The following is a 12,785-nucleotide window of genomic DNA, read 5'->3' on the forward strand; positions in this document are numbered from 1 at the left end:
AATTTGGCGATATTTGGTACAAATCAAACCCAAAAGTTATAACGCATTCTTTTTGGATATAAATGTTCAGGTGCCCAAACTGGTATTCTGCTCACCATTGCTTTGGGATGGTGCAGACCCTGTCGGGAACACCCGTTTTAAATATCAAAACTATAAGTCTGGAGTTCGGTATGAATCTTCCGCTCGTTCTTAACGTAGTGGTTTTCGTTGTCCTCCTTTTGCTGCTGGCGCAAACCCGCCACAAGCAATGGAGTCTGGCAAAAAAAGTATTACTCGGTCTGGCCATGGGTGTTGTATTTGGCCTGGCTTTACAGCTGATATACGGTTCCGATGATCCGGTACTGAAGACGTCTATTACCTGGTTCAATATTGTCGGCAACGGCTACGTCCAGTTGCTGCAAATGATTGTCATGCCGCTGGTCTTCGTTTCGATTCTGAGTGCGGTAGCGAAACTGCATAACGCATCTTCGCTTGGCAAAATCAGTTTCCTGACCATCGGTACTTTGCTGTTCACCACGCTGATTGCTTCGCTGGTGGGTATTTTTGTCACCGGCCTGTTTGGTCTGACTGCTGATGGCCTGGTTCAGGGTACGCAGGAAACCGCGCGTCTGACGGCGCTCCAGTCCAACTATGTGGGTAAAGTGGCTGACCTGAGCGTACCTCAGCTGATCCTTTCCTTTATTCCTAAGAACCCGTTTGCTGATCTGACAGGCGCAAGCCCTACGTCGATCATCAGCGTAGTTATCTTTGCTGCTTTCGTGGGTGTTGCCGCCCTGCAACTGGTAAAAGATGATGCTGAAAAAGGCCCGCGCGTTCTGGTGTTTATCGATACCCTGCAGGCATGGGTGATGAAACTGGTACGTCTGGTCATGAAACTGACCCCGTATGGTGTTCTGGCGCTGATGACCAAAGTGGTTGCCGGTTCCAACATTCAGGACATCATTAAACTGGGCAGCTTCGTTGTCGCGTCTTACCTGGGTCTGGGGATTATGTTTGTTGTCCACGCCGTGCTGCTTTCTTTCACTGGCGTGAATCCTGCTAAATTCTTCCGTAAAGTCTGGCCGGTGCTGACTTTCGCCTTCACCAGTCGTTCCAGTGCGGCGACCATTCCGCTGAGCGTTGAAGCGCAAACACGACGTCTGGGTATTCCGGAATCTATCGCAAGCTTTGCCGCTTCCTTTGGTGCCACTATCGGCCAGAACGGTTGTGCAGGTTTATACCCGACGATGCTGGCCGTCATGGTTGCGCCAACAGTGGGTATTAACCCGTTTGATCCGGTGTGGATTGCCACGCTGGTAGGTATCGTGACACTGAGCTCTGCCGGTGTCGCGGGTGTCGGTGGTGGTGCGACCTTTGCGGCGCTGATCGTGTTGCCTGCTATGGGCCTGCCGGTCACGCTGGTGGCGCTGCTTATCTCCGTCGAGCCACTGATCGATATGGGTCGTACGGCGCTGAATGTCAGCGGTTCAATGACTGCCGGTACGATTACCAGCCAGTTGCTGAAACAAACCGATAAAGAAGTGATGGATTCAGAAGAAACAGCAGAACTCGCACACCGCTAAGTTCAGATTGCTGGAAACAAAAAACCGAAGCCAATAGCTTCGGTTTTTTTATGCCTTCCGTTCCGTGCTGACTCAGAACGGATAGTCGTGAAATCCTATCTGCTCAGAGATATTACGTGCGGCGGTGTGCAGCATTTCCACATAGTGGCTTTTGCTTTCTTCAGAGAAACGAATGGTCGGGAAGGAAATGCTTAACCCGGCAATCACAACGCCAAAGCGGTCAAAGACAGGAACCGCGATACAACGCAGGCCCTGTTCCTGTTCTTCGTTATCTTCGCCGTAACCTTGCTCCCGCACCTGCACCAGCGCAGTCTGCAAATCGGCGACGTTCATGATGGTATTTTCAGTGCTGCGGGTGAATTCAATTTCCTGCAACAGCGCACTGACTTCCGTTTTATCGCCCCACGCCAGCAGCACTTTACCAATCGCCGTCGTGTGCAGCGGATTGCGGCGCCCAATGCGTGAATGCATACGCAGGTTGTACATAGAATCAATTTTATGGATGTAGACAATTCCGTCTTCATCCAGCGCGCCAAGGTGAATAGTTTCACGGGTCAGGCGGGATAATTCGCGCATCTGAATATCCGCGCTGCGGATCAGATCGACATTTTGTAGCGCTTTCGCACCCAGTTCGAACAATTTCAGCGTCAGGGAATATTTTTCGGACTCGCCTTCCTGCGCGACATAACCGAGCGATTTCATCGTCTGAAGGAAACGGTAAACCGTGCTTTTAGACATCATAACGCGTTGAGAAAGTTCAGTAATACCAATCTCACGTTCTTCGCCCAGCGCCTGTAATATGCCAAAAACTTTCAGGACGGAAGAGACAGAATCGGGTTGTTTATCAAGATCTGCGATAGCCATAGGGTGAGTTACCTGCTCGCGTTGGTTTTGTTTCAAAAAAAATAGAACGTGGTTTTTATTATAGTGGTAAGCATTGTAGAGAAGCAATCAACCCATTGATTGAGAATGTAAGAACTGTTAAGCCAGTTTCATTCCCGACAGAGAGATAAATAATTCATTTCATCATGTGACAATTGTCACTTTAAGTTGATTAGCGTAGTAATATTCCCCTCACTGATGACTACGTACTGACAGAACTCATGACTCCGACACCCACTGATGGCTTACCTCTTCCACAACGATACGGCGCGATCCTGGCAATTGCACTGGGGATCACCGTTTCGGTGCTGGACGGAGCGATCGCAAACGTCGCGCTGCCGACTATTGCCAATGATTTCCATGCCAGCCCTGCGACGTCTATCTGGGTGGTCAACGCCTACCAGCTGGCAATTACTATTTCGCTGCTTTCTCTGGCATCGCTCGGCGACATTTTCGGTTACCGCCGTATCTATCAGACCGGGTTGCTGGTGTTCAGCATCACTTCACTTTTCTGCGCACTTTCTGATTCCCTGCTGACACTGACGGTTGCCCGTGTTTTACAAGGCTTTGGTGCCGCTGCGATCATGAGTGTGAACACTGCGCTCATCCGGATTATCTATCCGCAGCGATTCTTAGGACGTGGCGTGGGGATCAATGCGCTGATCGTGGCCGTTTCCGCAGCCGCCGGACCGACCATCGCCGCGGGTATCCTTTCTGTTGCATCCTGGCAATGGTTGTTTGCTATCAACGTGCCGATAGGTATTGTTGCTCTGATTCTAGGATTGAAGTTTTTACCTGCTAACTCCACGCGCAGTCAGGGGCAACGTTTCGATATTACCAGCAGCGTGATGAACGCCCTGACCTTTGGTTTGCTGATAAGCGCCATCAGCGGATTTGCGCAGGGCCTGAATCATATGCTGATCCTCGGCGAAGTCATTGCGCTCCTGATTATCGGGTGGTTCTTTGTTCGCCGTCAGCTGACGAAACCCTTCCCGCTGCTGCCGGTTGATTTGCTGCGTATTCCGATTTTCAGTATGTCCCTGGGGACTTCTCTGTGCTCTTTCAGCGCACAAATGCTGGCGTTTGTTTCCCTGCCCTTCTTCCTGCAAAACACATTAGGCCTGAATTCAGTGGAAACCGGCCTTCTGCTGACACCTTGGCCGCTGGCGACCATGGTGATGGCGCCGATTGCAGGCCGTCTGGTAGAACGTTTCCATCCTGGAATGTTGGGCGGAATTGGTCTGGTGGTCTTTTCATTCGGACTATTTTCACTCTCATTACTGCCGCCCGAGCCTTCGCATCTGAATATCATCTGGCGCATGTTGCTGTGTGGTGCCGGTTTCGGCCTGTTCCAGTCCCCTAATAACCATACGATCATCAGTTCCGCACCGCGTAACCGCAGTGGCGGAGCAAGCGGCCTGTTGGGCACGGCTCGTCTTCTTGGACAAACCACTGGCGCGGCGATGGTCGCACTGATGTTCAACCTGTTCCCGCAACACGGTACTCACGCGTCGCTTATCCTCGCAGGAACTCTCGCAGGCACCGGCGCTCTCGTCAGCTTGCTGCGAATGACACAGAAAACCAGCAGCCAGCGTGAAGCAGAAAACGCTAAACTGTAAAATTGAGACAAGAAAAAGCCCGGCTATTGCTGCCGGGCTTTTTTTATCAATAATCGCCAGTGGCTGATTATTTGCTGCTTATTTAATATAAGCACCGCTGCGCAGCGCTTCGATTCGTTTATCCAGCGGTGGGTGGGACATAAACAACTCGCTGAATGACTTCGATTTACCGTTGATACAAAACGCCATCATGCTTCCCGCTTCCTGCGGTTCATGGCTGGTTTTCAGACGCTGCAACGCAGCAATCATTTTTTCACGGCCAACCAGTTTTGCAGAACCTGCATCGGCGTGGAATTCACGGTGGCGCGAGAACCACATGGTGATGATGCTGGCCAGAATACCGAATACCAGTTCCAGCACGGTCGCCACGGCAAAATAAATCAGCGGGTTGCCATTACTGCTCTCTTCGCCATCACGGTTACCGGAAAGGAAACCTGAAGCCACCTGCGCGATAATGCGGGAAATAAAGATTACGAAGGTGTTCACCACGCCCTGAATCAGAGTCATGGTCACCATGTCGCCATTCGCAATGTGGCTGATTTCGTGTGCGATTACCGCTTCGGCTTCATCCTGACTCATGCTTTGCAGCAATCCGGTGCTGACAGCTACCAGCGACGCATCGCGGCGAGCGCCTGTCGCGAACGCATTAATGTCAGGCGCGTGATAAATCGCGACCTGTGGCATGCCAATGCCCGCCTGCTGAGACTGACGGCGAACGGTTTCCATCAGCCAGCGTTCAGTTTCATTACGAGGTTGCTCAATAACTTCACCCCCGACCGAGCGCAACGCCATCCATTTAGACATCAGCAACGAGACAATTGCACCACCGAAGCCAAACAGCCCGGCCATGATCATCAATCCCGGCACGCTGCTGTGCTGAATGCCAGTCAGGCTAAGCACCAGCCCGAATACCAGCATAACGGCCAGGTTAGTCATCAGGAACAACGCTATTCGCATCATAAAATTTTACTTCCTCATTGTTACTTCATTGTTATTGGCAGAGTTTAACCACCGGTACATAGCATACCCGGCTGTACTGATCCTATGGGCTTCTTATCAGGATTCAAGAGCCCATGCGCTCTGAGGGGCTGAATTCACAATACTTTACATTTTGAAGTGTTTTATTTCACAGACAAGCCTGAAATTTAGAAGGTTTTTCAAAAATGCATGCATAAAAAAAGCGCACCGGAGTGCGCTTTCTTCTTTGACTGACCGCATGCTTATTTCGCGGCGGTCTGGTCGGCCTGAGCCTTTTCCATACTGCCGAGATCTACAGCAATATGGTCAGCTTCATCGAGATAAGGATCAGGAGCAACGTAGTCTTTCGGCAAATCGTCGAGAGCTTTCAGTGGCTTCTTACCTTCACGCTTGAAGCGTTCATTCAGACGTGTAAGACGCAGGGCATCATCCTCTTTATCTTCTTTATCACGCTGGGCGTAATTCAGAGAGGCTATGTTACGTTTGTCTTTCAGCGCCTTGTAATGGGCGATATCTTGCTGGATGTACTGGAACTCAGGATCTTTCGCAATACGGGCTTCGTGGTCTTTCAGCAATTCAGGCAGGAACGGTTTCATGTCGCCTAATTTGGTGTAAGTCGCCGCGTTAATGCTATCCCACGGAAGTGCGTTATCTTCGAACTTCTCGCCGGTTTCAATCGATTCGATACCGGTAGGCATCAGAATGTCAGGGGTCACCCCTTTACGCTGAGTACTGCCACCGTTGATACGATAAAACTTCTGGATAGTGTATTGCACAGAACCGAGCGCAGGCCATTCAGGACGCAGCATCTGGTCATAAATACGGTTCAGAGAACGATACTGCTGAACGGTACCTTTACCGAAGGTTGGCTCACCCACAATCAGCGCACGACCGTAATCCTGCATTGCGGCAGCAAAGATTTCGGAAGCTGAAGCACTGAAGCGATCAACCAGAACCACCAGCGGGCCTTTGTAGTAAACGACGCCATCGGTATCGCTGTCCTGACGGATACGACCGTTGTTGTCGCGAACCTGAACCACCGGGCCACTTGGAATAAACAGACCTGACAGCGAAACCGCTTCAGTCAGAGCACCACCACCGTTAGTACGGAGATCGATAACCAGACTGTTCACGTTCTGCTTAGCCATTTTCTGCAGCTGAACTTTAACATCATCGGTCAGCCCCACGTAGAAACCAGGAATGTCCATCACAGCGACTTTTTGAGCGCCAACATTCTTGATGGTCATTTTAACTGCGCGGTCTTCCAGACGGATCTTCTCGCGAGTCAGCGTGATTACGTGGTTTTTAGCATTCTTACCTGCAGGCAAGATTTGCAGACGGACTTTGCTGCCTTTCGGCCCTTTGATGAGCGCGACGACGTCATCAAGACGCCAGCCAATCACATCAACAATTGGCGTTTGTTTTCCTGCCTGAATCTGACCCACACCGACAATACGGTCACCGACTGCGATGGCTTTACTTTTGGCCGCCGGGCCGCCAGCTACCATCGAATTGATGACTGTGTAATCGTCGTCGCCCTGCAATACTGCGCCAATACCTTCCAGAGACAGGCTCATTTCGGTATTAAACTGCTCGGTGCTGCGGGGAGAGAGATAGTTGGTGTGCGGATCGATTTCATGCGCGAAGGCATTCATCACCAGCTGGAAAACATCTTCGCTGTTGCTTTGTGTCAGGCGTTTCATCGCAAAATGATAACGCTTGGAGAGCACGTCACGGATTTCCTGATCGTTTTTGCCGGTCAGTTTGAGGTTTAGCTCGTCATATTTGACTTTCGCATCCCACAATTTGTCCAGCTCAGCGCGGTCTTTCGGCCACGGTGCTTTACTGCGATCGAGTTCAATCGTGTCATTGCCCGTGAAATCCATCGGGCGCTCAAGCACTTTCAACGCATAATCATAACGTTCAAAGCGGCGTTTTTGAGCCAGATTGAAAAGAGCATATGGCGTGGTTAACTGACCGGTTTTCAGTTCCTCACCCAAGGTTGCACGTTTATCAGTAAACTGTGCGACATCGGAAGCCATTAATACGTTATGGCCATAATCGAGCATGTTGAGGTAACGGTCGAAGATTTTCGCTGAGAAATCTGCATTAAGGTCGAACTGACGATAATGTGAACGGGTAAAGCGAGCAGTAACACGCTCGCTCACCGTTGCATCCTGAGGATCCTGAGTTAAATTAGGAAGTTGAGCGAGAGTCACCGGTGCACTCTCGTTCGCTGCAAAGCTGGTGTTCACCAGCCCTGCTCCTGCCATTAACAGACCCGCAATAACGCTTAATCTGACAAATTTGTTCATGCCTGAGTTGGCCTCCGTATCAGAACTGCAAGTGTTCTGCGCGCACGATCATCGCCAGACCCGAAGAGAGTTGAACGCGTACACCGTCTTTGGCAATTTCCAAAACGGTCGCATCCATTGCACTCTGTCCTGCTCTGACTTTGATTTCCTGGCCAATTTGCAGTTTTGAAATGTCTGTTACTGGCACCTGACGCGGTTCACGTTTCTCCTCACGCGGTGGGCGAGGTGTACGTGGTTTGCGATTTTCCTGACCAGCCACAGCAGCGGGCGCATTTTCACGACGCGGCGCTGGTTTTTTACCGGCCGGACGTGGACGACGCGGCTCAGTGGTTTCACCGGCTTCACGACGTTTTGCCTGTTGTTCTGCACGTTGTGCCTGAACACGGGCTTTTGCTTCTTCCAACTGTTTACGGGCATGTTCCACGTGCTGCTCTTCGAGAACGCCACATGAATTACCATCAAGGTCAACGCGTTCAGCGCCAACTTTAACACCGTACAGATAGCGCCAGCTTGAGGTATACAGACGCAGAGCAGAGCGTAACTGAGTTTTGCTCAGATTCTCTTCACCTTGCACGCGCTCGACCAGATCCGCGAAGATACCGATTTTTAATGGGCGTGCTTCGCCTTCGGCGGTAAAACAGAGCGGGAACCGCTCAGCCAAAAAGGCGATGACTTCTTTACTACTGTTCAACTTAGGTTGATTTTCCATGAAATTTCCTGATTACAACGGGTTTGCCAACCGGCGCAGGCATGAACAGGCGTCATTATAATGACGCCGTTATTAAATGCCACGTTATCCGACGATCAACTTACGATCAGATTGACATATTTTTCAGCATCGCAGTTTTCGAGATGCTGGCAAAGCCCGCTGACTAACTCTGTCAGCCCCTGTTCATCAGCTTCGTCGAAGCGTTGATAAACGGTGCTATCAATGTCTAATACGCCGATCACTTTGCCATTTATTGTTACAGGCAGAACGATTTCGGCATTACTTGCTGCGTCACAAGCGATATGGCCCGGGAAGGCATGAACATCACCCACACGTTGCACGGTATTTTCCGCTACTGCGGTGCCGCAGACGCCTTTTCCTACCGGAATACGCACGCAGGCAATTTTACCCTGGAAAGGACCCAACACCAGCGTTGTGCCATCCATCAGATAAAAACCTACCCAGTTCACGCCTTCAAGGCGTTCAAAAAGTAAGGCACTTGCGTTCGACAGAGTGGCAATAAAATTGTTTTCTCCGGCGATCAACGCGTTCAAATCACGTTTTAATTCCGTGTAGAATGCTTCTTTATTCATGTAGTAACCAATAATAACCTAAGGGCGGAGAGCCGTTCTGTTGTGCTTAACCCCTATAAAATAAGCATTAAATGCCCATATGAACAAGGTTAATCCTGTGTGACATCAAAAAGACTCACCTACAATAACTGTTTGCCGACCGCATAATACGTTATTTTGTCAAAAAAACCTGGCTGATCTTGGCCTGATGGCCTCGCCTGACCCCCACGGGGGGTTGCGTAATTGTAACAACAGGTATTCTTTATTATTCCAGGCACTATGAAAATACACACAATTTCAGCCCAGATTCCGCAAATTCGTTACCAGCGATGCAGTGAGTGTGACACGCTATTCACACTTCCGGCGCTGCAGCGCACGCAGACAGCACATTGTCCGCGTTGTAACGCAAAAGTTGAAAAAGGCCGGGTCTGCTCCCTGCCGCGACTGATCACGATTGCTATCAGCATATTACTGCTGATGCCCTTCGCTTATACCGAGCCGCTGATCAGCATCCGGCTTCTGGGCACGCGTATTGACGCCAGTTTACTTGAGGGTATCTGGCAGATGTCACGCCAGGGTGATCCCGTCACCGCAAGCATGGTGGCCTTCTGTACTATCGGAGCTCCGCTGACACTTGCTGTCTCCATTCTTTATCTGCATTTTGGCAGCAAATTAGGGATGAATCTGAAACCCGTGCTGCTGATGCTCGATCGCCTTAAAGACTGGGTGATGCTCGATATTTATCTGGTCGGGATGGCAGTCGCTAGCATTAAGGTCAAAGAGTATGCCGATATCAACGTCGGTATCGCGCTGGCCGCCTATCTGATGATGACGCTGATGGTCACGCTGACCATGATTAATCTCAACATCGAGCAGTTATGGGAAGAGTTCTACCCCCAACGCCAGCCGAAAGGGTTGCCCTCTTCGCTGCGTTTGTGTCTGGCCTGTAAGTTCACCGGCATCCCGGATGAACGCGGACGCTGTCCGCGCTGTCATGTTCCGATGCGTCTGCGCTATAAACACAGTTTGCAGAAAACATGGGCCGCGCTGATTGCCGCCATTGTATTTTTAATCCCGGCCAATTTACTGCCGATTTCCATTATCTATGCCAACGGACAACAGTTGAAGGACACCATATTTTCTGGCGTTGTGTCACTCGCGACATCGGGGAACGTGCCGATCGCCGCCATTGTCTTTATTGCCAGCGTACTGGTGCCGTTTACCAAAGTGATCGTGATGCTTACGCTGCTTATCAGCATTCATTTCAAAGCGATTCAGGGACTCAAAACGCGTATCCGTCTGCTGCGGCTGGTGACCTGGATAGGACGTTGGTCAATGCTTGATTTGTTTGTTATTTCATTAATGATGTCGCTGGTTAACCGTGACCAGCTTTTGTCTTTTACGATGGGACCGGCCGCCTTTTATTTTGGCTCTGCCGTAATTCTGACCATTCTTGCCGTTGAATGGCTTGATAGCCGCTTGATTTGGGATGCACATGCAACAGGAAACGCCGAATACACCGACTGAAGCACGGATAAAACACAGGCGCCGGATTTCGCCCTTCTGGCTTCTGCCGTTTATTGCTTTACTGATCGCCGGATGGTTGATTTACAGCAACTATCAGGAGCGCGGTACGACCGTGACCATCGATTTCCAGTCTGCCGCAGGGATCGTAGCTGGCCGTACGCCGGTACGTTATCAGGGCGTGGAAGTCGGGACAGTGGAATCCATCAGCCTGAGCAAAGACCTGCGTACCATTCAGGTTAAAGTCAGCATCAAAAGTGACTTGTCCAACGCACTGCGCGAAGGCACTCAGTTTTGGCTGGTCACACCTAAAGCGTCTCTGGCGGGTGTATCAGGGCTTGATGCGCTGGTAGGCGGTAACTACATCGGCATGATGCCGGGACCAGGAAAAGAGAAAGATCACTTTGTGGCGCTCGATACGCAGCCAAAATTCCGCCTCAATACCGGCGAACTGATGGTCCATCTGCACGCCAAAGATCTCGGTTCTCTGAGTACCGGTTCGCTGGTTTATTACCGTAAGATTCCGGTCGGTAAGGTTTACGACTACGACATTGAAAGCGGTAATGAAGGCGTGACGATCGATGTACTCATCGACAAACGTTTTGCCAATCTGGTCAAAGACAATACGCGTTTCTGGAATGTTTCCGGCTTTAAAGCAGATTTAAACCTGAGCGGAGTGAAAGTTCAGATGGAAAGCCTGGCGGCGCTGGTGAATGGCGCGATCGCTATGGATTCCCCGAATGACGGGAAACAGGCAAAAGCCGATCAGTCATTCGTCCTGTATCCGGATCTGGCGCAGAGCCAGCGTGGTGTGGAAATCAATCTGGATTTACCGGACGGCAACGGATTATCCGAAGACCAGACGCCGCTGATGTATCAGGGCTTGCAGGTCGGTACGCTGACCAAAATTACTTTACAGCCGGATAATAAAGTCACCGGTAAACTGACCGTTGATCCTTCGGTGCTCGACATGATGCGTACCGGTACGCGCATTGAGATGAACAGCCCAAAAATCAGCCTCAATAATGCCAATATCAGTCAATTGCTGACCGGTAACACGCTGGAACTGATCCCCGGTGATGGCGAGCCGCAAAAACATTTTGTGGTGCTCGACAGCAACCAGCGACTGTTACAGAACCCGGGCATTGTCAAAGTGCAGCTGATTGCGCCGCAGAGTTACGGCATTGATGCGGGCCAGCCAATCAAACTCTACGGCATCACCGTCGGCTCGATTATCGACCGCACGCTGACCGATGAAGGCATCCTGTTTAATGCCGCTATTAAACCGGAATATAAAAATTTACTGCATAAAGACAGTAAGTTTGTGGTCAACAGCCGCGTTGATGTGAAGCTTGGCGTCGATGGAATGGAAGTTCTTGGTGCCAGCGCTCAGGAATGGGTCGACGGCGGTGTGCGCATTATTCCGGGCACCAAAGGGGCACCAGCACAGAAATACCCTCTTTACAGTAATGCGGAAAAGGCTGCCGAAGGCATTCAGGGCGAACAACCGGGCGCTACCCTGACGCTGACTGCGAAAAGCCTGCCAGATGTTCAGACCGGCTCCGTTGTGCTTTACCGTAAGTTCCAGGTAGGCCAGATAGTCAACGTTCGCCCTAAAGCCAATGAATTTGAAGTTGATGTTTATATTCAGCCTCAATACCGCAACCTGCTGACTGAGAAAACTATTTTCTGGGCCGAAGGGGGCGCAAAAGTGCAACTCAATGGCAGCGGGCTGACCGTTCAGGCCTCACCGCTGGATCGCGCGCTTAAAGGTGCCATCAGCTTTGACAACCTTGACGGCGTCACTGCCAGTAAAGGGGCGAAGCGTGTTCTGTATGATTCAGAAACCTCAGCCCGCGCGGTCGGCAGCCAGATAACACTAAATACTTATGATGCCAGCAAGCTTTCCGCCGGTATGCCTATTCGCTATCTGGGCATCACCATCGGTCAGGTGGAATCGCTGAAACTCGACTCGCAGTTGAACCAGGTTTCCGCCAAAGCCGTGTTGTATCCTGAATATGTTGATAACTTTGCCCGCCGCGGGACACGATTCTCCATTGTTTCACCGGAAATTTCCGCCGGTGGCGTAAGCAATCTCGATACGCTTCTCCAGCCCTACATCAATGTCGAGGCAGGGAAAGGCGCGCCAGCGCGCAACTTTGATTTGCAGGACTCCACCATCACCGACTCGCGTTACACGGATGGTCTGGGTATCGTGGTCGATGCGGCTGAAGTCGGCTCATTGCAAATCGGCACGCCGGTGCTGTTCCGCGGGATTGAGGTCGGTACAGTATCTGGCTTCTATCTGGGCGCCATGGCGGATCGGGTGAATGTGACGCTTAGGATCAGTAAAAAATATCAATATCTGGTGCGGGAAAACTCCGTGTTCTGGCTGGCTTCGGGTTATGACCTTCAATTCGGTCTGACCGGTGGCGTGTTCAAGAGCGGGACATTCCAGCAATTTATTCGCGGAGGTATCGCCTTTGCGACACCGCCAACCACGCCGTTGGCGCCGAAAGCGGCTAACGGCAATCATTTCCTGCTCACTCCGGAAGCACCAAAAGACTGGCAGAAATGGGGAACGGCAATCCCGAGAAATTAACCGGTATGATGTTGAACAGGGC

The 12,785-nt window shown here is 51.0% G+C and carries 9 protein-coding genes; 4 read left to right on the forward strand and 5 right to left on the reverse strand.

Annotated elements, in window-relative coordinates; all coding sequences use genetic code 11:
* Positions 1–170: 170 nt before the first annotated feature.
* Entirely contained in the window at positions 171–1,562 is a 1,392-nt protein-coding gene (locus D5398_RS01130) for an L-cystine transporter (protein ID WP_120505986.1), read from the forward strand.
* A 72-nt stretch (positions 1,563–1,634) separates the two neighbouring features.
* Here the strand turns inward: D5398_RS01130 and kdgR are convergent, their stop codons facing one another.
* Positions 1,635–2,426, reverse strand: coding sequence for a DNA-binding transcriptional regulator KdgR (kdgR, locus tag D5398_RS01135; protein ID WP_120505987.1), 792 nt, complete (start codon positions 2,424–2,426; stop codon positions 1,635–1,637).
* Positions 2,427–2,665: 239 nt separating this feature from the next.
* On the opposite strand from kdgR, the gene D5398_RS01140 reads away from it, so the two are divergent.
* A complete protein-coding gene (locus D5398_RS01140) occupies positions 2,666–4,063 on the forward strand; it encodes an MFS transporter (RefSeq protein ID WP_120505988.1) in 1,398 nt (465 codons plus the stop codon).
* Between the two features lie 78 nt (positions 4,064–4,141).
* Here D5398_RS01140 and htpX read toward each other — a convergent pair whose 3' ends face one another.
* From htpX to D5398_RS01160, 4 genes are all read right to left on the reverse strand, one after another.
* A complete protein-coding gene (htpX, locus tag D5398_RS01145) occupies positions 4,142–5,023 on the reverse strand; it encodes a protease HtpX (RefSeq protein WP_120505989.1) in 882 nt (293 codons plus the stop codon).
* Between the two features lie 260 nt (positions 5,024–5,283).
* Positions 5,284–7,356, reverse strand: coding sequence for a carboxy terminal-processing peptidase (gene prc / locus D5398_RS01150; RefSeq protein WP_120505990.1), 2,073 nt, complete (start codon positions 7,354–7,356; stop codon positions 5,284–5,286).
* Between the two features lie 19 nt (positions 7,357–7,375).
* A complete protein-coding gene (proQ, locus tag D5398_RS01155) occupies positions 7,376–8,065 on the reverse strand; it encodes an RNA chaperone ProQ (protein ID WP_112287990.1) in 690 nt (229 codons plus the stop codon).
* A gap of 95 nt (positions 8,066–8,160) precedes the next feature.
* Positions 8,161–8,658: a GAF domain-containing protein gene (locus D5398_RS01160; RefSeq protein ID WP_120132017.1), complete on the reverse strand. Its 498-nt coding sequence runs from the start codon at positions 8,656–8,658 to the stop codon at positions 8,161–8,163.
* Positions 8,659–8,916: 258 nt separating this feature from the next.
* Between D5398_RS01160 and yebS the strand changes: the two genes are divergently transcribed.
* Both yebS and D5398_RS01170 read left to right on the forward strand, forming a co-directional pair.
* Entirely contained in the window at positions 8,917–10,164 is a 1,248-nt protein-coding gene (gene yebS, locus D5398_RS01165; protein WP_120505991.1) for a membrane integrity lipid transport subunit YebS, read from the forward strand.
* On the forward strand, positions 10,133–12,763 hold the full coding sequence (locus D5398_RS01170) for a PqiB family protein (protein ID WP_120505992.1): 2,631 nt from the start codon (positions 10,133–10,135) through the stop codon (positions 12,761–12,763). Before yebS ends, D5398_RS01170 begins: the two co-directional genes overlap by 32 nt.
* The last annotated feature ends 22 nt before the right edge of the window (positions 12,764–12,785 follow it).

The sequence above is a fragment of the Rahnella bruchi genome (assembly GCF_003614975.1).
Lineage (GTDB): Bacteria > Pseudomonadota > Gammaproteobacteria > Enterobacterales > Enterobacteriaceae > Rahnella > Rahnella bruchi.

Coding starts and splice junctions, on each gene's coding strand:
- D5398_RS01160 (WP_120132017.1), bottom strand. CDS start 8,658: ATGAATAAAGAAGCATTCTACACGGAATTAAAACGTGATTTGAACGCG.
- htpX (WP_120505989.1), bottom strand. CDS start 5,023: ATGATGCGAATAGCGTTGTTCCTGATGACTAACCTGGCCGTTATGCTG.
- prc (WP_120505990.1), bottom strand. CDS start 7,356: ATGAACAAATTTGTCAGATTAAGCGTTATTGCGGGTCTGTTAATGGCA.
- yebS (WP_120505991.1), top strand. CDS start 8,917: ATGAAAATACACACAATTTCAGCCCAGATTCCGCAAATTCGTTACCAG.
- proQ (WP_112287990.1), bottom strand. CDS start 8,065: ATGGAAAATCAACCTAAGTTGAACAGTAGTAAAGAAGTCATCGCCTTT.
- D5398_RS01170 (WP_120505992.1), top strand. CDS start 10,133: ATGCAACAGGAAACGCCGAATACACCGACTGAAGCACGGATAAAACAC.
- D5398_RS01140 (WP_120505988.1), top strand. CDS start 2,666: ATGACTCCGACACCCACTGATGGCTTACCTCTTCCACAACGATACGGC.
- kdgR (WP_120505987.1), bottom strand. CDS start 2,426: ATGGCTATCGCAGATCTTGATAAACAACCCGATTCTGTCTCTTCCGTC.
- D5398_RS01130 (WP_120505986.1), top strand. CDS start 171: ATGAATCTTCCGCTCGTTCTTAACGTAGTGGTTTTCGTTGTCCTCCTT.